Annotated in this window: 18 protein-coding genes; 17 read left to right on the top strand and 1 reads right to left on the bottom strand. The window is 62.3% G+C overall.

Annotated elements, in window-relative coordinates; genetic code table 11:
• Positions 1 to 87 precede the first annotated feature (87 nt).
• From dapA to M0954_RS24325, 3 genes are all read left to right on the top strand, one after another.
• Positions 88 to 1,017, top strand: a complete 930-nt coding sequence (gene dapA / locus M0954_RS24335; protein WP_122151467.1) for a 4-hydroxy-tetrahydrodipicolinate synthase — start codon at positions 88 to 90, stop codon at positions 1,015 to 1,017.
• A 111-nt stretch (positions 1,018 to 1,128) separates the two neighbouring features.
• Entirely contained in the window at positions 1,129 to 2,262 is a 1,134-nt protein-coding gene (gene bamC, locus M0954_RS24330; protein ID WP_122151466.1) for an outer membrane protein assembly factor BamC, read from the top strand.
• A gap of 8 nt (positions 2,263 to 2,270) precedes the next feature.
• The gene (locus M0954_RS24325; RefSeq protein WP_297355949.1) at positions 2,271 to 3,044 is read left to right on the top strand and encodes an MBL fold metallo-hydrolase; all 774 of its coding nucleotides are present in this window, start codon (positions 2,271 to 2,273) and stop codon (positions 3,042 to 3,044) included.
• Positions 3,045 to 3,277: 233 nt separating this feature from the next.
• Here the strand turns inward: M0954_RS24325 and M0954_RS24320 are convergent, their stop codons facing one another.
• Positions 3,278 to 3,976: a Bax inhibitor-1/YccA family protein gene (locus M0954_RS24320; RefSeq protein ID WP_122151464.1), complete on the bottom strand. Its 699-nt coding sequence runs from the start codon at positions 3,974 to 3,976 to the stop codon at positions 3,278 to 3,280.
• Between the two features lie 267 nt (positions 3,977 to 4,243).
• On the opposite strand from M0954_RS24320, the gene ndk reads away from it, so the two are divergent.
• The 14 genes from ndk to M0954_RS24250 all read left to right on the top strand — a co-directional run bounded on the left by ndk (position 4,244) and on the right by M0954_RS24250 (position 19,199).
• Positions 4,244 to 4,669, top strand: coding sequence for a nucleoside-diphosphate kinase (ndk, locus tag M0954_RS24315; protein WP_122151463.1), 426 nt, complete (start codon positions 4,244 to 4,246; stop codon positions 4,667 to 4,669).
• Positions 4,670 to 4,781: 112 nt separating this feature from the next.
• A complete protein-coding gene (gene rlmN / locus M0954_RS24310) occupies positions 4,782 to 5,933 on the top strand; it encodes a 23S rRNA (adenine(2503)-C(2))-methyltransferase RlmN (RefSeq protein WP_297355948.1) in 1,152 nt (383 codons plus the stop codon).
• 209 nt (positions 5,934 to 6,142) lie between these two features.
• Positions 6,143 to 7,285 carry a helix-turn-helix domain-containing protein gene (locus M0954_RS24305; RefSeq protein WP_133891896.1) on the top strand — a complete coding sequence of 381 codons (1,143 nt, stop codon included), beginning with the start codon at positions 6,143 to 6,145 and terminating at the stop codon, positions 7,283 to 7,285.
• A gap of 83 nt (positions 7,286 to 7,368) precedes the next feature.
• A complete protein-coding gene (gene ispG, locus M0954_RS24300) occupies positions 7,369 to 8,685 on the top strand; it encodes a flavodoxin-dependent (E)-4-hydroxy-3-methylbut-2-enyl-diphosphate synthase (RefSeq protein WP_122151461.1) in 1,317 nt (438 codons plus the stop codon).
• A 20-nt stretch (positions 8,686 to 8,705) separates the two neighbouring features.
• Positions 8,706 to 10,046, top strand: a complete 1,341-nt coding sequence (gene hisS, locus M0954_RS24295; RefSeq protein ID WP_297355947.1) for a histidine--tRNA ligase — start codon at positions 8,706 to 8,708, stop codon at positions 10,044 to 10,046.
• A gap of 66 nt (positions 10,047 to 10,112) precedes the next feature.
• Entirely contained in the window at positions 10,113 to 10,742 is a 630-nt protein-coding gene (locus M0954_RS24290) for a tetratricopeptide repeat protein (protein ID WP_122151459.1), read from the top strand.
• A gap of 60 nt (positions 10,743 to 10,802) precedes the next feature.
• On the top strand, positions 10,803 to 11,948 hold the full coding sequence (gene bamB / locus M0954_RS24285; protein ID WP_122151458.1) for an outer membrane protein assembly factor BamB: 1,146 nt from the start codon (positions 10,803 to 10,805) through the stop codon (positions 11,946 to 11,948).
• Between the two features lie 349 nt (positions 11,949 to 12,297).
• Complete coding sequence (der, locus tag M0954_RS24280) at positions 12,298 to 13,635, top strand: ribosome biogenesis GTPase Der (protein ID WP_122155346.1); 1,338 nt, start codon at positions 12,298 to 12,300, stop codon at positions 13,633 to 13,635.
• A gap of 142 nt (positions 13,636 to 13,777) precedes the next feature.
• Positions 13,778 to 14,014, top strand: coding sequence for an RNA chaperone Hfq (gene hfq / locus M0954_RS24275; protein WP_006051315.1), 237 nt, complete (start codon positions 13,778 to 13,780; stop codon positions 14,012 to 14,014).
• A gap of 73 nt (positions 14,015 to 14,087) precedes the next feature.
• Positions 14,088 to 15,278: a GTPase HflX gene (gene hflX / locus M0954_RS24270; RefSeq protein ID WP_122151457.1), complete on the top strand. Its 1,191-nt coding sequence runs from the start codon at positions 14,088 to 14,090 to the stop codon at positions 15,276 to 15,278.
• 50 nt (positions 15,279 to 15,328) lie between these two features.
• A complete protein-coding gene (gene hflK, locus M0954_RS24265) occupies positions 15,329 to 16,744 on the top strand; it encodes an FtsH protease activity modulator HflK (protein WP_297355946.1) in 1,416 nt (471 codons plus the stop codon).
• A gap of 11 nt (positions 16,745 to 16,755) precedes the next feature.
• Positions 16,756 to 17,658, top strand: coding sequence for a protease modulator HflC (gene hflC / locus M0954_RS24260; RefSeq protein ID WP_133891893.1), 903 nt, complete (start codon positions 16,756 to 16,758; stop codon positions 17,656 to 17,658).
• Between the two features lie 44 nt (positions 17,659 to 17,702).
• On the top strand, positions 17,703 to 17,894 hold the full coding sequence (locus M0954_RS24255; protein WP_122151454.1) for a DUF2065 domain-containing protein: 192 nt from the start codon (positions 17,703 to 17,705) through the stop codon (positions 17,892 to 17,894).
• Between the two features lie 153 nt (positions 17,895 to 18,047).
• On the top strand, positions 18,048 to 19,199 hold the full coding sequence (locus M0954_RS24250) for an ATP phosphoribosyltransferase regulatory subunit (RefSeq protein WP_297355945.1): 1,152 nt from the start codon (positions 18,048 to 18,050) through the stop codon (positions 19,197 to 19,199).
• Positions 19,200 to 19,223 lie beyond the last annotated feature (24 nt).

Here is a 19,223-nt window from a genome sequence, read left to right as displayed (position 1 = left end):
GACACTCAGGCATTACCCCAGCCTTGTTACGAACTGGCTGGCTAATCCGCTACAATCGCGGTTTACTGATTAAATTCATGGCGTTTCATGACCAACGGCATTCAAAGCGGCCCTCACAGCAGCACTGGTAACGGCCCTCAGATTCGCGGCAGCATTCCCGCCATCATCACCCCGATGCTCGAAGACGGCAGCCTCGACCTGCCGGCGTTCCGCAAACTGATTGACTGGCATATCGAAGAGGGTACGAACGCGCTCGTCGTGGTCGGCACGAGTGGCGAATCGGCTACCTTGTCGGTCGAAGAACACGTGCTAATGGTCAAGACCGCAGTGGAACACACGGCCGGCCGCATTCCGGTGATCGCTGGCTCCGGTGGCAATTCCACCACCGAGGCGATCGAGCTGACGCAGCAGGCCCGTGAAGTCGGCGCGGACGCGACGCTGCAAGTGGTTCCGTACTACAACAAGCCGACCCAGGAAGGCATTTACCGCCATTTCACCAAAATCGCGGAAACCGTCGATCTGCCGGTGATTCTGTACAACGTGCCGGGCCGCACGGTGGCGGATATGTCTAACGAAACGATCCTGCGCTGCGCGCAGGTGCCGGGCATCGTGGGTGTGAAGGAAGCGACGGGGAACATCGACCGCGCTGCTCACCTCATCAAATCGGCCCCTGCGCACTTTGGCATTTACAGCGGCGACGATCCGACTGCGATCGCGCTGATGTTGCTGGGTGGCCACGGCAATATCTCCGTGACCGCGAACGTAGCACCGCGCGACATGAGCGAGTTGTGCAAGGCTGCTCTGGCGGCCGACGCAAAGACCGCGCGTGAGATTCACCTGAAACTCCTGTCGCTGCACAAGAACCTCTTCATCGAATCGAATCCGATCCCGGCGAAGTGGGCTTTGCAGCAACTGGGGCGCGTGCAAGGCGGAATCCGCCTGCCGCTCACCCCGCTCGATGCGCGCTACCACGAAGTGGTGCGTGCGGCGCTGCGCGAAGCGGGTTTGCTCAGCTGAGTGGTTTCAGCACCGAGTAGCCCGTCACCGGCATTTTTTTAACCGACGTCGATATCGCCCACGTTCCCGGCATTGAACCAGGCACCGCGTTCCAGCTTCACGAAGGACCTCATGAAACGTTCCGCACTTTCCCTCCACGCAACCCGCATGGCGGCGCTGGCGCTTGCCCTGGTGACGCTCGCCGGCTGTGACACGCTGAACGACTGGTTTGCGTCCGATCGCGTCAACTACAAGGGCGCGGGCACGGCCCCGCCGCTCAACGTCCCGAGTGATCTGCAGGCCCAGCAGACCCAGCAGAAATACGTCGCCCCGCCGGCCAACCTGGCGCTTGGCGGCGCACCGACGCGTGCGGTCACGACGGCCGGCAATTCGGTCGAAGGCAAACCGAGCGCGCAGGATCCGCTCGGCATGCACATCGAGCGCGACGGCGATCACCGCTGGCTGGTTGTCGACGGCCGGACCCCGGAGCAGTTGTGGCCCCAGATCGAGGAATTCTGGCAGGAAAACGGCTTTGCGCTGAAGAGCGATACGCCGAACACCGGCATCATGTCGACGGATTGGGCTGAGAATCGCGCCAACATCCCGGACGACTGGTTCCGCAACTCGGTCGGCAAGCTGGTCGACTTCGCTTACTCGTCGGGTACCCGCGACAGCTTCCGGACGCTGGTCTCGCACGGTCCGGATGGCGCCACGGATATTTCAATCACGCATAGCGCGATGGAAGAAATGCTGACTGGTCAGGACAAGACCTCGTCGCGCTGGGTGGAGCGTCCGCGCAATCCGGTGCTGGAAGCGCTGTTCCTTGCCAAGCTGATGCAGAAATTCGGCCTGACAGACGCGCAGTCGAAGCAGTTGCTGACGGACGCCCGTCCGGCTACCGCGCCGGTTACGGTGGACATGACCGCAGGCGGTGCAACCCTCGATCTGCAGGAATCGTTCGACAGCGCCTGGCTGCGTGTGGGCCTCGCGCTTGACCGTACGAACTTCGCCGTGGACAACCGCGATCGCCAGAAGGGCATTTACTACGTGCGCTATGCAGACTCGGCGCAGGAGTTGAAGAAGGAAGGGCTCTTCGGCAAGCTGTTCAGCGGCGGTTCGAACAAGCCGGCACCGGAGTTCCTCGTCAACGTGCGGCCGAAGGGCGATGCGCAGACGCAGGTGGCGGTGGTCGACGCCAACGGTCAGGTGGATACCTCGTCGGACGCGCAGCACATTGTTTCGCTGCTGCACGCGCAGCTGAACTAAGACGAACCGTGCGGTTCGCCAGCCTGGGAAGCGGCAGTGAGGGCAATGCCCTGCTGGTGGAAGTGCAAAACGGCACAACCACCACGCGCGTATTGCTGGACTGCGGCTTCTCGGCAAAAGAACTCGAACGCCGGTTAGCGCGTCTCGGGTTGGGCGTCGAGTGTCTCGACGCCATTCTGATCACTCACGAACACAGCGACCACATTGGCAGCGCCTTGACGCTGGCCCGCAAGGGGTCGATCCCGCTGCATATGAGCTGGGGCACGGCGCGTGCAGTGGGCGCCGACGAGGCCGAGGTCGACCTGCACGTGCTGTGGGGTGACGAGGCTGTTGCGATCGGCGACCTGAGCGTGTTGCCCTATACCGTTCCTCACGATGCCCGTGAGCCTTTGCAATATGTCCTGTCGGACGGCGCAAGCCGGCTGGGTGTGCTGACCGACGTCGGCACCTCGACGCCGCACATCAGTGCTGTCCTGAGCGGCTGCGACGCGCTGGTGCTCGAATGCAATCACGACGTGCGGATGCTGGCGGCGAGCCGCTATCCGCAATCGCTGAAGGCGCGTATTGGCGGCAACCACGGTCACCTGAACAACGAAGCGGCGGCGGAAATTCTCGCCTCGCTCGATCGCTCGCGCTTGCGTCATCTCATCGCGGCGCATTTGAGTCAGCAGAACAACACGCCGGCGCTCGCGCAGGCAGCCATGGCTGGCGTGCTGGGCACGGCGGCGGTCGAGGTGGTGGTGGCCTCGCAGGATGACGGGTTCGACTGGCTTAGTCTTTGATTCACTGATTCACTGATTCCCGGTTCGGGCTCGGCGGTGTGTTCGCAGGCAGAGCGAACGTCCAAAAGAAAACGCCCATGACGGTCTAATGTCATGGGCGTTTTTTTATGCGAAACGTAAAACTGAGCTTTGCGTCTATTACTGCTTGTTACGGCATCTGCCTCTCAGGCTCGCGGGCCACTCATTTGGGCCGCGCTTACCGCGCCGCGCCTGATTGCGCGGGCCGGTTACGCTTAATTACGGTTGCCGCCGAAGATACCCAGCAGCGCCAGCAGGTTCACGAAAACGTTATACAGGTCCAGATAAATCGCCAGCGTAGCGGTGATGTAGTTCGTCTCGCCGCCGCGCACAACGCGCTGGATGTCGAACAGCATGTAGGCCGAGAAAATCACGATGGCCATGACCGACACCGTCAGCATTAACGCTGTCAGGTGCAGAAACATGTTGGCGACCATGGCCAGCAGCAGCACGATCACACCCACGAACAGCCACTTGCCGAGACCCGAGAAGTCACGCTTGCTGACCGTGGCGACGGTGGCCATTGCTGCGAAGATCACACCCGTGCCACCAAATGCCAGCATGATCAGCGACGGGCCGTTCGAGAAGCCGAGGATGAAGCTCAGCATGCGCGAGAGCATCAGGCCCATGAAGAACGTGAAGCCTAGCAGCACAAATACGCCGACTGCGCTGTCTTTGGTGCGCTGGATGGCGAACATGAAGCCGAAGGCAATGGCGAAGAACGCCAGCATGCTCATGGCCGGGCTGGTGGCCGCGAACAGTGAGAAACCGGTGACGACGCCAACGTACGCCCCCAGCACCGTCGGCACCATGGACAGCGCCAGCAGCCAGTAGACGTTGCGTAGCACGCGGTTGCGGGATTCAGCCGTGGCGACAGCGCCGTTGCGGCCGAAACTATAGGGATGTTCGTTCATGGTTTCTCCTTGCGTCAGGCGCACTAACTCGCCGTGGTTTATGCCGCGCTGGCCAGCAAGTTTGCGGCCAGTCGCTTGATCTGTACAACCCTAAGATTAGCGCCGTGGCAGGGAGTTTCAATAGCCCGCACGGTCCTCTTAAGATAAATACCGACTCCTCGTTAGAGTCTTTCAATACCGTAAGGGTTCAATCGCAATCATACATGGGAACATGCTACAATAGCGGATTCATTTGAATCTGTAACCTCTTAATTTTCTGGAGTTTTTATGGCGATCGAACGCACCCTGTCGATTATCAAGCCGGACGCAGTGGCAAAGAACGTGATCGGGCAGATCTACAGCCGTTTCGAAAACGCTGGACTGAAGATCATCGCTTCGCGCATGGTCCATCTCTCGCGCGGTGACGCAGAGAAGTTCTACGCTGTGCACGCTGCACGTCCGTTCTTCAAGGACCTCGTCGACTTCATGATTTCGGGTCCGGTGATCGTGCAGGCGCTCGAAGGCGAAAACGCTATTCTGAAGCATCGCGACCTGATGGGCGCAACGGATCCGAAGAAGGCAGAAAAGGGCACCATCCGCGCTGATTTCGCTGACAGCATCGACGCGAACGCCGTGCATGGTTCGGACGCTCCGGAAACCGCCAAGGTCGAAATCGCGTTCTTCTTCCCGGAAGTCAACGTTTACTCGCGCTAAGCGTCCCGCGAAGTAGTAAGGTAAAGCAGCAGGAACGGGCGCGAACGGCACATGAGTTCATGCAGCTTGTTACATGAACGGAAAGTCTCGCACTGAAATGGCAGGATTCGATATGACGAGTAGTTCAACCGTCAACCTTCTCGATCTGGACGCCCAGGGGCTCGTCGCGTATTGCGATAGCCTGGGCGAGAAGCCGTTTCGCGCCAAACAATTGCAGCGCTGGATTCACCAGTACAACGCTGCGGACTTCGACGGCATGACCGATCTCGCGAAGTCGTTGCGCGAAAAGCTCAAAGGCCGTGCCACGATCGCGATGCCCGGCATCGTCAGCGATCACATCTCTACCGACGGCACACGCAAGTGGCTGGTCGACGTCGGTAACAGCAACGCGGTTGAAACCGTCTACATCCCGGAAGAAACGCGCGGCACGCTGTGCGTGTCGTCGCAGGCCGGGTGCGCGGTCAACTGCCGGTTCTGTTCCACCGGCAAACAAGGTTTCTCACGCAATCTCACCACGGCCGAGATCATCGGCCAGCTCCGCATGGCCGAATTTGCGCTGCGTGCGTCGCGCGGCGCGGCAGGTGGCCGGGCGGTGGGAGGCGAAGGCAAGGGTGAGCGGGTCGTCACGAATGTCGTGATGATGGGCATGGGCGAGCCGCTCCTGAATTACGACGCAGTGGTGCCGGCCATGCGCCTGATGCTCGACGACAACGCGTACGGCCTGTCGCGCCGGCGTGTCACGTTGTCCACCTCAGGCGTGGTGCCTATGATGGACCGGCTCGGCGCGGATCTGCCGGTGGCGCTGGCGGTTTCGCTGCATGCGCCTACGGATCCGCTGCGCGACATGCTGGTGCCGCTCAACAAGAAATATCCGCTGCGCGAACTGATGGCGGCTTGTCAGCGCTACCTGAAAGTTGCGCCGCGCGATTTCCTTACGTTTGAATACTGCATGCTCGACGGCGTGAACGATAGCGAGGCGCAGGCGCGCGAACTGCTCGCCGTGACGCGCGACGTGCCGTGCAAATTCAATCTGATTCCGTTCAATCCGTTCCCGGAGTCTGGGCTGTTTCGCTCGAAGCCAGAGCAGATCAAGCGGTTTGCGCAAGTGCTGATGGATGCAGGTGTTGTTACCACGGTCCGCAAGACGCGCGGTGACGACATCGACGCGGCGTGCGGTCAACTGGCGGGGGCGGTGCAGGATCGCACGCGCCTCTCTGAACGTAGTGGCAAGGCGGCCAGGGTGATCGAGGTCCGCGCAGTGTGAGCACGGCGGCGGGGAGCGCGAATCGCGAAGCTGCGAGTCGCTAAAAACCCGCTGTGCCGCATGGAATTGAAAAGAAAGTTTGCAGAAGCGATCGGAAGCGGCACACGAGGCCGCACATTTTGTTATAAACGGTCTGCGTAACCGGCCCGAGGCATGCTGCCCGGCGGTTCTCGCACGAGTGAAAAAGAATCGACGCGAAAGGATTTGGGATGAGTGAGCCGCAGCACCCGCACCCGCAGGATACAGGGACCGACACGGGCCATCCGGCGCCGGCAGCCACGCGCGCAGCCGTGGCGCAGCCTGATGTGCAGACGGGGTTGGACTCGCTGATGGCGGTGGGGGCGCGACTGACCCAGCTCCGCGAATCGAAGAACTGGTCGATCGACGACGTGTCGGCCCGGCTGAAGGTGTCGTCGGCCAAACTGCGCGCGCTCGAGGCGGGCGATATCAGCCAGTTGCCGGATACGACCTTCGCGCTTGGTGTGGTGCGTAGCTATGCCAAGATGCTCGGCGCTGATCCGACACCTTTCACGCAGGCGCTACGTCGCGAAAAGGGCGTCCCGGCACCGGATCTCTCAATGCCTGCGTCGTCAGGACGTGATTTGCCGCGCGGCCGGGTCTCGCTGTCGCTGGGCGGCAGCAGTGGTGGTCAGAAGCATCGCTCGTGGCTGTGGGGTATCGCGGCGGTGATCGTCGCGGTCATCGCTTTGGGCATGTGGCATACGAACGGCGGCGATTCGTCAGCATGGCTGGCTCGCTTGCGTGCTACCGCCAATAGCGCGGCGGGTAACAACGCAAGCGGTGCGTCCGGTGCAGTGGCGCAAGGGCAGACGGCGGGCTCCGAAGCCGTGGCGGACGAGGCAGCGCCCGCCGCGTCGGCGCCGGATCAAAACCAGGCGGCAGCAACTGACAACGCTGCATCGGCCGTGCAAATGCCGACGCCGTTGCCGATGGCTGACGGCGCGAGCGCGGCGGCGCCGGTTGCGGCGGCTCCAGCGGCTCCGAAGCCAGCTTCGCAGGCCCAGGCCGCGACGAAGGCTGCCAGCGCACCAGTGGTAGCGACGACGGCTAACGGCGCGTCCGATGCCGTACAAGCTGCTGCGGGCGAGTCGATTGTGGCGCTGCGCGTCACTCAGGATAGCTGGTTCAGCGTGCGTCAGAACGACGGCAAGGAGTTGTTCTCCGGCCTCGTGCACGCTGGCGACAGCAAGGAAATTTCCGGCGTTGGACCTTTCAAGGTCACGGTCGGTAACAGGGCAGGGCTCGACTCGATGACGCTCGATGGTCAACCGGTCGACCCGGCGAAATATGCATCCGCCAAAGGCAATGTGGCGCGCATGACGCTGCCTTGATATGGTGCGCGCCGCGGCCTTCGTGGCTTGCGGCGCTTCTTCAATTCGTGCGGCGTGCGTGTTGCGTGGCGCATGCGGCGTAAATGGGTTTTTCGATGCACTCCGAAGCTCAATCCCAAAGCAGCAGTCAGATTTCTTCGAACGAGCCGGTGTTCGGCGGCCAGGCACCGCGTCGCTCCTCGCACGCGGTTGACGTCCGTTGGGCCGGTAATCTCGTGACGATCGGCGGCGACGCACCTGTGCGCGTCCAGTCGATGACCAACACCGACACCGCGGACGCGATCGGTACCGCCATTCAGGTCAAGGAACTGGCGCAAGCCGGTTCGGAACTGGTGCGCATCACGGTCAATACGCCGGAGGCGGCAGCGGCCGTGCCGGCCGTGCGCGACCAGCTCGATCGCATGGGCGTGTCGGTGCCGCTCGTCGGCGACTTTCACTACAACGGCCACCTGCTGCTGCGCGATTACCCCGCGTGCGCGGAGGCGCTGTCGAAGTACCGGATCAATCCGGGCAATGTCGGCCACGGCGCGAAGCGCGATACGCAGTTCGCGCAGATGATCGAAGCCGCCATCCGGTACGACAAGCCGGTGCGCATCGGCGTCAACTGGGGCAGTTTGGATCAGGATCTGCTGGCGAAGATGATGGACGAAAACGCCGCGCGGTCCACGCCGTGGGAAGCGCAGAGCGTGATGTACGAAGCGCTGATCCAGTCGGCGATCGGCTCGGCCGAGCGCGCTGTGGAACTGGGTTTGAGCCGCAACAAGATCATCCTGTCGTGCAAGGTGAGCGGCGTGCAGGATCTGATCGCGGTGTATCGAGAACTCGCACGCCGCTGCGAATTCGCGCTGCACCTCGGTTTGACCGAAGCCGGCATGGGGTCGAAGGGCATCGTGGCGTCGACGGCGGCGCTGTCGGTGCTCTTGCAGCAGGGTATCGGCGACACGATCCGCATCTCGCTCACGCCGGAGCCGGGCGGCCCGCGTACCGGTGAAGTGATCGTCGGTCAGGAAATCCTGCAGACGATGGGCTTGCGCTCGTTCACGCCGATGGTCATCGCCTGCCCCGGTTGCGGCCGCACCACCAGCACGCTGTTCCAGGAACTCGCTTCGCAGATCCAGACCTATCTGCGCCTGCAGATGCCGGTGTGGCGCGACCAGTATCCTGGCGTCGAGAAGATGCACGTCGCGGTGATGGGCTGCATCGTCAACGGCCCGGGTGAGTCGAAGCAGGCCAACATCGGCATTAGCTTGCCGGGCTCGGGTGAGAATCCGGCTGCGCCGGTGTTCATTGACGGCGAGAAAGCGAAGACGCTGCGTGGCGAGCACATCGCCGAAGAATTCCAGCAAATCGTGAGCGACTATGTCGAGCGTACTTACGGCCGCGCGACCGCGCTCAACTGAGAAGTATCAAGCGAACACAGATGACTGAACAGAAGAAAAAGCTCGAGAAATTGTCCGGTGTGAAGGGCATGAACGACATCCTCCCGCAAGAAGCAGGGTTGTGGGAGTTTTTCGAAACGACCGTCAAGTCGATGCTCCGTTCTTACGGATACCAGAACATTCGCACACCGATCGTCGAGCATACGCAACTGTTCACGCGCGGTATCGGTGAGGTGACGGACATCGTCGAGAAGGAGATGTACAGCTTTACCGATGCGCTGAACGGTGAAAATCTGACGATGCGTCCGGAAAATACCGCTGCCGTCGTGCGCGCTTCGATTGAACACAACATGCTGTACGACGGTCCAAAGCGCTTGTGGTACGTCGGTCCGATGTTTCGCCACGAACGTCCGCAGCGCGGCCGTTATCGCCAGTTCCATCAGGTGGGTGTCGAGGCGTTGGGTTTTGCGGGTCCGGATACCGACGCTGAAATCATCATGATGTGCCAGCGTTTGTGGGACGACCTCGGCCTGACCGGCATTCGCCTCGAAATCAATTCGCTCGGGTTCGCGGAAGAACGCGCGGCACACCGTGTCGAATTGATCGCGTACCTCGAAAAGCACATGGATGTGCTCGACGAGGAAGCGAAGCGCCGTCTCTACACGAACCCGCTGCGCGTGCTGGATACGAAGAACCCGGCCATGCAGGAAGTCGCGCAGAACGCACCGAAGCTGATCGATTTCCTCGGTGAGGCGTCGCTCGCCCATTTCGAAGGACTGCAGCGCATCCTGAAGTCGAACAATCTGCCGTTCAAGATCAATCCGCGTCTCGTGCGTGGTCTCGATTATTACAATCTGACCGTGTTCGAATGGGTGACGGACAAGCTGGGCGCGCAGGGCACTGTCGCGGCCGGCGGCCGTTACGATCCGCTGATCGAGCAGCTGGGCGGCAAGCCGACGGCCGCTTGCGGCTGGGCCATGGGCGTCGAGCGCATACTCGAGCTCCTGAAGGAAGAGAACCTCGTGCCGGAAGACGAGGGTTGCGATGTCTATGTGGTCCATCAGGGCGACACGGCACGCGAGCAGGCCTTCATCATCGCCGAGCGGCTGCGCGACACCGGTCTCGACGTCATCCTGCACTGCAGTGCGGATGGTCAGACGGCGAGCTTCAAGTCGCAAATGAAGCGTGCCGATGCCAGCGGCGCGGCCTTTGCCGTGATTCTCGGCGAAGATGAGATCGCCAGCGGCACGGTAGGTGTGAAGCCGCTGCGCAATGCGGGTCAGGACGGTAGTAAGAGCGAGCAACACAACGTGCCGGCCGAAGACTTGACCGAATTTCTAATCAATGCGATGGTTGCATCCGCCGAAGACGGCGACGACTGATTGCGATGTCGTCGGCCATGCGGTTCGACACATACAAGGTAATAAAAGAGAAGGGATCGCCTGGCGATGAGTTACCACGACGAACAAGAATCAATTGAAGGTCTGAAGGCCTGGTGGGCCCAGTGGGGCAATTCCACAACGTGGATCGTGCTGGTGGCGCTGCTTGCGTCCGCTGGCTGGAATGGCTGGAACTACTGGCAGCGGCATCAGGCGGCAGAAGCCGCAGTACTGTACGACCAGGTGCAACAGGCCGTGACGGCGGGCGACAAGGCCCAGGTGGCCCGTGTGGCTGGCGACATGGAAGACAAGTTCGGCGGCACCGCGTATGCGCAGATGACCGCGCTGGCCGCGGCCAAGGCGCTCTACGCAGCCGGCGACGAAGCCGGTGCGAAGGCGCAGTTGCAATGGACCGTCGACCACGCCAAGGACGACGAATTCAAGCAGATCGCGAAGCTGCGTCTGGCTTCGCTGTTGCTCGACGACAAGGCTTACGACCAGGGTCTGGCGCTGCTCGCCGATCCGCAGTCCGACGCGTTCAAGGGCGTCGTGGCGAATGGCCGTGGCGATCTGCTCGCAGCTCAAGGTAAGCGTGCCGATGCACGTACGGCCTATCAGCTCGCGCTGGATTCGCTGCCGAAGTCCGATACATCCACGCGCCAGCTGATCCAGTTCAAGCTGGACGCGCTGGGCGGTTGAGCGTCGCATGACGCTCAACCAGTCCCATTTGATTAATCTCCCTAAATGCAACGTCAACCGATGAATCTGCTGAAACGCTACGCTGTGCCCGTTGCCTGTGCGATGACCGTGCTCATGATGACGGCTTGCTCATCCACGAAGGACGAGCGCCGCGTGCCGACGCCGCTCACCGAGTTCAAACCCGTGCTGAACGTGCAGCAGGTCTGGAAGGCCAGTGTCGGTAAGGCAGGGCGCTACCTGTTCTCGCCGGTGGCGGTCGGCAACTTCGTGTACGCCGCGGGCGCGAACGGCTCGGTGGCGAAGATCGACGCGCAGACCGGCAAGGATGTCTGGCGTATCAAGATCGGCAGCGACCTGTCCGCAGGTGTCGGCAGCGACGGAACGCTGACTGCGGTCGGCGCGCTCAAGGGCCAGGTGTACGTGCTCGACGAGAATGGCAAACAGTTGTGGAAGAACACGGCGCCCGGCGAAATTATCTCGCCGCCGCTGGTGGGTAACGGCTTCGTGGTGGTGCGTACGGTGGACGGCCAGATTACGGCGTTCAACGCGCAAACCGGCGAACAGAAGTGGGTGTACCGCAATCGCGCGGTGCCGCTCAATCTGCGCGTGTCGGCGGGCATGACGTTCGCGGGTGGACAGGCGGTGCTGGCCGGCTTCCCCGGCGGTACGTTCGCAGCGATCAACGTGCTGACGGGCGACACCTTCTGGGAAACGCCGGTGTCTTATCCGAAGGGCGTGACGGAAGTCGAGCGGATCAATGATGTGACCGGGCCACCCACGCTGGTCGACGCCCAAACCTGCGCCGTGACCTTCCAGGGGCAGGTTGGCTGCTTCGACGCGAACTCGGGCCGCCCGCTGTGGGAAAAGGCGTTCTCGAGCACGAGCGGTATTGCGCAGGACGAAACCACGGTGGTTGGTGCGGACGACTGGTCGGTGGTCAACGCGTTCGACGCGACGGGCGGCAAGCAGTTGTGGACCAACGACAAGTTGAAGAACCGCGAACTGAGCGTGCCGTTCCTGCTGGGTCACGCTGCTGTGATGGGCGATTACCAGGGCTTCGTGCATTTCCTCTCGCGTGACGACGGTACGCTCGTCGCGCGGATGCCGACCGATGGCACTGCGATTACTGCCGCGCCGGTGCTGGCGGGCGAAACGCTCGTAGTCCAGACGCACGACGGCGACATCTACGGCTTCCGTCCGCGCTAAGCGCGGCGAGAGGCTTACGCGGTACCGCGCGCAGGCCGGCTTAGCCGGCCGCGCGCGTTTTTGGTTGTATTTAGGGCGGTGCATATCACCGTCCGCCTGGTGGGTTTGCGGCGGCATAGGCTTGCCGCGGGTGCGAAAGCGGAGCCGTCCGCGACACCCGGAACCCGGCGGCGCTGCGGCGCCGCCCATACAGCCAGCCCAACGTCCGCCTGGACGGGCATATTTGCCGCACGTCCGGGGCCGGCCGAATTCGTGATAATTTGCGTCAAACGCAGCCGCGACGCGGCCGCATGGCGTCGCGCGCGGGGTGATCGATCCCGGCCTCGCGTTTCACCGTGAACAACATCTGATGAAACCCGTAATTGCCCTTGTGGGGCGCCCCAATGTGGGGAAATCCACGCTATTCAACCGTCTCACGCGCTCGCGTGATGCGCTCGTTGCCGACTTGCCGGGCCTTACGCGCGATCGCCACTACGGCGAAGGCCGCACCGGCGAGCGCCCGTACCTCGTGGTGGACACCGGCGGTTTCGAACCGGTCGCCAAAGACGGCATACTTCATGAGATGGCGCGCCAGACGCGTCAGGCAGTCGAGGAATCGGACATCGTCGTATTCATTGTTGACGGTCGCAATGGTCTTGCGCCGCAGGACAAGTCGATTGCCGACTATCTGCGCAAGACTGGCCGGCCGATTTTCCTCGTCGTCAACAAGGCCGAAGGGATGAAGTACGGCGCGGTCGCCGCGGACTTCTACGAACTGGGGCTCGGCGACCCGCGCGCCATTTCGGCGGCGCACGGTGACGGCGTGACCGAGATGATCAACGAGGCGCTGGAAGTCGCGTACGCGGGGCAGCCGGAAGAGAGCGATGAGGAGAAGGCCGCGCGTGGCGTCAAGATCGCCATCGTGGGCCGTCCGAACGTCGGCAAGTCGACGCTGATCAACGCCCTGGTCGGCGAAGAGCGCGTGATCGCGTTCGACATGCCTGGCACCACGCGCGATTCGATCTACGTGGATTTCGAGCGTCAGGGCAAGCCCTACACGCTGATCGACACAGCAGGCCTGCGTCGCCGCGGCAAGGTGTTCGAAGCAATCGAGAAGTTCTCGGTGGTGAAGACGCTGCAGTCCATCTCGGACGCGAACGTCGTGATCCTGCTGCTCGACGCCCGCCAGGACATCTCGGACCAGGATGCGCACATTGCCGGTTTCGTGGTGGAGCAGGGCCGCGCGCTAGTTGTTGGCGTAAACAAATGGGATGGTCTCGACTCGCATGTGCGCGAGCGCACCAAAGCGGATCTGGAGCGCAAACTAAAATTTCTCGACTTTGCGAAATTTCACTTTATTTCAGCGGCCGAGAATACGGGGATTGGGCCATTGATGCGCTCGGTTGACGAAGCCTATGCGGCGGCCATGTCCAAGCTGCCGACACCGAAATTGACGCGCGCACTGATCGACGCAGTCGAATTCCAGCAGCCGCGCCGGCGCGGTCCGGTGCGTCCGAAGCTGCGTTACGCGCACCAGGGAGGCCAAAACCCGCCAATTATCGTGATTCACGGCAATGCGCTCGACGCGATCACGGAAACGTATAAACGCTACCTCGAAAATCGCTTCAGGGAAACTTTCGGGCTGACTGGGACTCCATTGCGCATAGAGTTCAGATCGTCGACGAACCCTTACGCGGACAAAGGCTGAAACCCGCGTGTGTGTTGGGTTTGGCCGGATGGCCAGGTCACTCGCGCAAAAACGAAAATCGGCTATAGTGTAGCGGTTGACGGCGGATCTCTTTTTCTTCGTCGTCAATTTAGTCAACCTGCAAAAAAATACGGAGTTTGCTATGAGCAACAAAGGGCAATTGTTACAAGACCCGTTTTTGAACGCACTGCGTAAAGAGCATGTGCCGGTGTCGATCTACCTGGTCAACGGCATCAAGCTTCAAGGGAACATCGAATCGTTCGACCAGTACGTCGTGTTGCTCCGGAATACGGTTACCCAGATGGTCTACAAGCACGCCATTTCCACTGTCGTGCCTGCCCGCCCGGTAAATTTCCACCCGGATTCCGAACAGTCCTAACCTCTCGTCGCGGCCGGCGTAGTGTCGCCCGTCGGCGATCTCTCCCGGCCGCTTCATTTTGATACCCTCCAATTTGACCAACGCAGCGCTTGTCGGCATCGACTTCGGTAAGATCGATTTCGAAGCCAGTCTCGAAGAACTCAGCCTGCTCGCGCAAAGCGCGGGTGCGACTCCCCTCGTTACCCTCACCGGACGCCGCTCCAGTCCCGATGCCAAAATGTTTGTTGGCAGCGGCAAGGCGGAAGAACTGCGTCTTGCGTGCGAGGCGAACGACATTGAACTCGTCATCTTCAATCACGCTCTTGCGCCGGCCCAGCAACGTAATCTGGAGCAAGCGCTTAACAGGCGCGTGATCGATCGCACGAGTCTGATTCTCGATATTTTTGCGCAGCGCGCCCGCAGCCATGAAGGCAAGCTGCAGGTCGAACTCGCGCAATTGCAGTACCTGTCCACGCGGCTGATCCGCGCATGGACCCACCTGGAACGGCAAAAAGGCGGTATCGGCTTGCGCGGTCCGGGTGAAACGCAGCTTGAAACCGACCGCCGGCTGATCGGCGAGCGCATCAAGGCGTTGAAGACGCGGCTCGAAAAACTGCGCCGCCAGCACGGCACGCAGCGGCGTGCGCGCGAGCGCAATCGCACGATGTCGGTGTCGCTGGTCGGTTACACGAACGCGGGCAAGTCCACGCTGTTCAACGCGCTCACTAAGGCGCAGGCGTATGCGGCAGACCAGTTGTTCGCCACACTCGACACGACCTCGCGGCGGGTCTATCTCGGCGACGAGGTGGGGCAGGTGGTGGTGTCCGATACGGTTGGCTTCATCCGCGAGTTGCCTCACCAGCTGGTGGCGGCGTTTCGCGCCACGCTGGAGGAAACGATTCACGCCGATCTGCTGCTGCACGTCGTGGATGCCTCGAGTGCCGTGCGCCTCGACCAGATCGATCAGGTCAACGAGGTGTTGCACGAAATCGGTGCCGACGCGATCCGTCAGGTGCTGGTGTTCAACAAGATCGATGCGGTGCCCGAGCTGGCGGCCCGAGGCGACACGGTTGAGCGGGATGAGTATGGTAATATTTCGCGCGTCTTTTTGAGCGCGCGCACGGGGCAGGGACTGGAGACACTGCGCGCTGCCATCGCCGAAATCGCGGCTGCCGACACTCTTCCCGACGTGCAGCGTGCGGAGCCAAACGCGCCACAAGCGCCGGAAGAAGGCTGGCCTGCAGAATCACGTGACGACCGCAAGGTCCCAGAACTCGGGCACTGACCCGTTCCAAATTGCACTGACCCGCTGTCTACTCTGGTGAACGAACACAGGTGAACGATTACAACGTGCGGAGTATCTGGCTGCGCCTGCGCGCCACTCTTTCGATGAACGATCCGCGCTGGGGCCGGGGTGACGGCAATGGCAACCGGCAACGTCCGAATGACCCGAAGCGTCCGCAGAACGGCAAGGATGGCGATGGTCCGCCCGATCTCGACGAGATGTGGCGCGATTTCAATCGTCGCCTGAGCAGCATTTTCGGTCGCAAGGGGACGGGTGGCGGCGCAGGTCGTCCTGACAATGGGCGCGGTGCGCGCATCGGTGTGGGTATCGTCATCGGCGTGCTAATCGCTATCTACCTCGGCAGCGGTGTGTTCGTGGTGCAGGACGGGCAGGCTGGCGTCGTGACCCAGTTCGGCAAGTATCGCTATACCGCGGCCCCGGGCGTGCACTGGCGTCTGCCGTATCCATTCGAAGCGCATGAGCTCGTCAACGTTGGTGACGTGCGCTCGGTGGAGATTGGCCGCAACAATATCGTGCGTATGGCGAACGTCAAGGACGCCTCAATGCTTACGCATGACGCGGATATCGTTGATGTGCGTTTTGCCGTGCAGTACCAAGTGCGTAGCGCGACGGACTATCTGTTCCGCAGTGTCGACCCCGACCAGAGCGTGACGCTCGCCGCGCAGGCGGCCGTGCGCAGCATCGTCGGCGCACGCAGCGCCGACGACATTCTCTATCAGGATCGCGAAGCAATTCGGCAGCAACTCACCGACGCGATCCAGCATTCCCTGGACGAATCGCAAACCGGCCTCGTTGTGACCGGTGTGACGATTCAAGGTGTGCAGGCGCCTGAGCAGGTGCAAGCCGCATTCGACGACGCAGCGAAAGCGCATCAGGATCGCGAACGCGCAAAGGCTGATGCCCAGGCGTATGCCAACGACCTGTTGCCGCATGCCCAGGCTGACGCGGCACGCCTCGTCGACCAGGCCAAGACCTACAGCGACCAGGTGGTGGCGCAGGCGCAAGGCGATGCCGAGCGCTTCAAGCAGGTCTACGAGCAGTATTCCAAAGCGCCTGCGGTGATCCGCGAGCGCATGTACCTGGACACCATGCAGCATATCTATTCGAATTCGACGAAGGTGTTTGTCGACAGCAAAGCCGGTAACAACGTGATGTACCTGCCGCTCGACAAGCTGGTCGAGGCCACCCGTCAGCATGCTGCCGATGCTGCTGCAGCGAGCGCTGCTTCCGGCAGCGCGGCGGGTTCTGCCGCGGCCCAGAACCAGGGTGCGCAAAGCACTCAGGGCACGCAGGATAGCCAGGGAGCGAGCATTACCGTCGCGCCTGCCGCAGCAGCCTCTGCCGCCGCGGCCGCCAGCCCCGCCAGCGAGGCTGACGCTGCCAGCGATCCGCTGCGCTCGCGCGATGCGTTCCGCAGCCGCGGCCGCGAAGACGACATCCAATGAGGCGCGCGAACATGAATCGAATCATTGCGCTCATCGTGGTTATCGTCCTGCTGCTGTTCGCGGCGTCGTCGACGGTATTCGTGGTTGATCAGCGTCATATGGCGGTGCTGTCCGGGCGCGGCGACGCGACTCCTGAGCTGCTCGGCCCGGGATTGCACGCAAAACTGCCGCCCCCGCTGCAAACGCTGATGCTGGTGGACAGCCGGATTCAGACACTCGATACGCCGGATGAAGACCGCTTCGTCACGTCTGACAAAACCGACTTGCTGGTCGACTCCGTGATCAAGTATCGCGTGACCGATCCGCTCAAGCTGTTCGACCAGACCAAGGGCGACGAGCAGACGTTGCCGGACCGGCTCGCCTTGCTGTCGCGCAGTGCGCTCGGTGATGCGTTCGCAAAGGTCACGCTGCCTGACGCCCTGGCCAAACAGCAGACGCTCGCGGACGACGCGCGTGGCGCCATGTCCGCCGCGGCGGCGTCGCTAGGTGTGGAAGTGATCGACGTGCAGTTGGCCCGGATCGATTTCCCGGCTGCGATGGCCGACTCGGTCTACAAGCGCATGAGTGCGGCGCGCGAGCAGGCGGCCAGCGCAGAGCGCGCCAAGGGCGTGGCCGAGGCCGATCAGATCAAGGCCGACGCGGCCAACCGGCAGCAGGCGCTGCTCGCGGACGCGTATATGCAGGCGCAGACTATCAAGGGCGAGGGCGACGGCAAGGCCGCCTCTATCGCCGCCGATGCATATGGCCGCGATCCCCAGTTCTATCAGTTCTACCAGAGCATGCTGGCCTACCGGAATACCTTCAAGCCGAACGACGTGATTGTGGTCGATTCGAGCAGCGAGTTTTTCCGCTTCATGCGTAGCCCGGACGGTGAAATGTCACCGGACGCCGCCGCGGCATCGCGCAAACACTGATTACCGGAGCGCCGCGGCACACGTATCGCGGCACCGCCACTCGCATGGATATAGCCGGCTCGTTGTTGCTTGCGATCGCATTGATGCTGATCATCGAGGGGATGTTCCCCTTCGTTTTTCCGAGTGCCTGGCGCGAGACGTTTCGTAAAATGTCGGAACGCCCGCCGCAACAGATCCGCATTGGCGGACTGATCGTGATGGCGCTGGGGCTGATACTGCTATTTATCGTCACCTGAAGGCGCGAGCGGTTCGGGTTGCGATTGGCGCGGGGCGCGCGTCGCCTGCCGGTGCTGCCGCCACTGCATGCATGCACGCATGCGCCGGCTGGCCATTCACTCTCAATTACCGGCGCGGCGAGGCGCCGTGCCCACCATCGTAGGACTGTATCGATGTCGACCTGGTTACTTCCCGAGAATATTGCCGACGTGCTGCCGTCGGAAGCCCGCAAGATCGAAGAGTTGCGGCGTCATCTGCTGGACCGTTTTCGCGTCTACGGCTACGAGATGGTCATGCCACCGCTGCTCGAGTATCTCGAGTCGCTGCTGACGGGTGGGGGCCAAGACCTGAATCTGCGCACCTTCAAGCTGGTCGACCAGTTGTCGGGCCGCACGCTCGGCCTGCGCGCCGACATGACGCCGCAGGTGGCGCGTATCGACGCGCACTTGTTGAACCGTCAGGGCGTGACGCGTTTGTGCTACGCCGGCAACGTCCTGCATACGCGTCCGCGTGGCCTGCACGCCACGCGCGAGCAGATCCAGATCGGCGCGGAAATCTACGGTCACGCGGGGCTCGAAGCGGACCTCGAGATCCAGCAGTTGATGCTCGACGCACTGCGCCTGGCGGGTCTCGCGAAGGTTCGCCTCGACCTGTGCCATGCGGGCGTACTGGCGGCCTTGATCGACGCTGAACCGGCTGCGCAGGCTTTGGGCGAATCGCTTTATGAAGCGCTCGCCGGCAAGGACGTGCCGCGTCTGGCGGAGCTGACTGCCGCGCTCACGCCAGTGGTTCGCGATGCGCTGCGTGCGCTGCCGTCGCTGTATGGCGATGCCTCGGTGCTGGAAGAGGCGCGCGAGCTTCTGCCCCGCACACCGGAAATCGCCCGCGCGCTCGACGACCTGGCATTCCTCGCCAGCCAGGTGGACGGTGCGGAAGTGATGATCGATCTGGCTGACCTGCGCGGCTATGCGTACCACAGCGGCGTGATGTTCTCGGCCTATGTGGACGGCGTGCCGAACGCGGTAGCGCGTGGCGGCCGTTACGATCACGTCGGTCAGGCCTATGGCCGCGCCCGTGCAGCCACCGGCTTTTCGCTCGACCTGCGTGAAGTGGCGCGTATCTCGCCGGTCGAAGCGCGCAGCAGCGCGATTCTCGCACCGTGGCAACACGACGACGCACTGCGCGCCAGCGTGGCCGCATTGCGCGCCGCGGGTGAAGTGGTGATCCAGGCGCTGCCGGGTCACGACCACGCGCTCGATGAATTTGCCTGCGACCGCGTGTTGGTCGAGCGCAACGGCGCCTGGGTTGTCGAGCCGCACGGCTGAGATGCAAAAGCGTTCGCGAAAGCG

The sequence above is a fragment of the Paraburkholderia sp. genome, from assembly GCF_026225065.1.
GTDB lineage: Bacteria > Pseudomonadota > Gammaproteobacteria > Burkholderiales > Burkholderiaceae > Paraburkholderia.
This window is presented reverse-complemented; position numbering and strand designations above follow the sequence as displayed.

What these genes read in the sequence shown, in the direction of transcription:
- M0954_RS24305 (WP_133891896.1), top strand. Translation starts at nt 6,143, where the DNA reads ATGAGTGAGCCGCAGCACCCGCACCCGCAGGATACAGGGACCGACACG.
- M0954_RS24255 (WP_122151454.1), top strand. Translation starts at nt 17,703, where the DNA reads ATGGATATAGCCGGCTCGTTGTTGCTTGCGATCGCATTGATGCTGATC.
- rlmN (WP_297355948.1), top strand. Translation starts at nt 4,782, where the DNA reads ATGACGAGTAGTTCAACCGTCAACCTTCTCGATCTGGACGCCCAGGGG.
- hflC (WP_133891893.1), top strand. Translation starts at nt 16,756, where the DNA reads ATGAATCGAATCATTGCGCTCATCGTGGTTATCGTCCTGCTGCTGTTC.
- dapA (WP_122151467.1), top strand. Translation starts at nt 88, where the DNA reads ATGACCAACGGCATTCAAAGCGGCCCTCACAGCAGCACTGGTAACGGC.
- M0954_RS24320 (WP_122151464.1), bottom strand. Translation starts at nt 3,976, where the DNA reads ATGAACGAACATCCCTATAGTTTCGGCCGCAACGGCGCTGTCGCCACG.
- hfq (WP_006051315.1), top strand. Translation starts at nt 13,778, where the DNA reads ATGAGCAACAAAGGGCAATTGTTACAAGACCCGTTTTTGAACGCACTG.
- bamB (WP_122151458.1), top strand. Translation starts at nt 10,803, where the DNA reads ATGAATCTGCTGAAACGCTACGCTGTGCCCGTTGCCTGTGCGATGACC.
- hisS (WP_297355947.1), top strand. Translation starts at nt 8,706, where the DNA reads ATGACTGAACAGAAGAAAAAGCTCGAGAAATTGTCCGGTGTGAAGGGC.
- ispG (WP_122151461.1), top strand. Translation starts at nt 7,369, where the DNA reads ATGGGTTTTTCGATGCACTCCGAAGCTCAATCCCAAAGCAGCAGTCAG.
- bamC (WP_122151466.1), top strand. Translation starts at nt 1,129, where the DNA reads ATGAAACGTTCCGCACTTTCCCTCCACGCAACCCGCATGGCGGCGCTG.
- der (WP_122155346.1), top strand. Translation starts at nt 12,298, where the DNA reads ATGAAACCCGTAATTGCCCTTGTGGGGCGCCCCAATGTGGGGAAATCC.
- ndk (WP_122151463.1), top strand. Translation starts at nt 4,244, where the DNA reads ATGGCGATCGAACGCACCCTGTCGATTATCAAGCCGGACGCAGTGGCA.
- M0954_RS24250 (WP_297355945.1), top strand. Translation starts at nt 18,048, where the DNA reads ATGTCGACCTGGTTACTTCCCGAGAATATTGCCGACGTGCTGCCGTCG.
- M0954_RS24290 (WP_122151459.1), top strand. Translation starts at nt 10,113, where the DNA reads ATGAGTTACCACGACGAACAAGAATCAATTGAAGGTCTGAAGGCCTGG.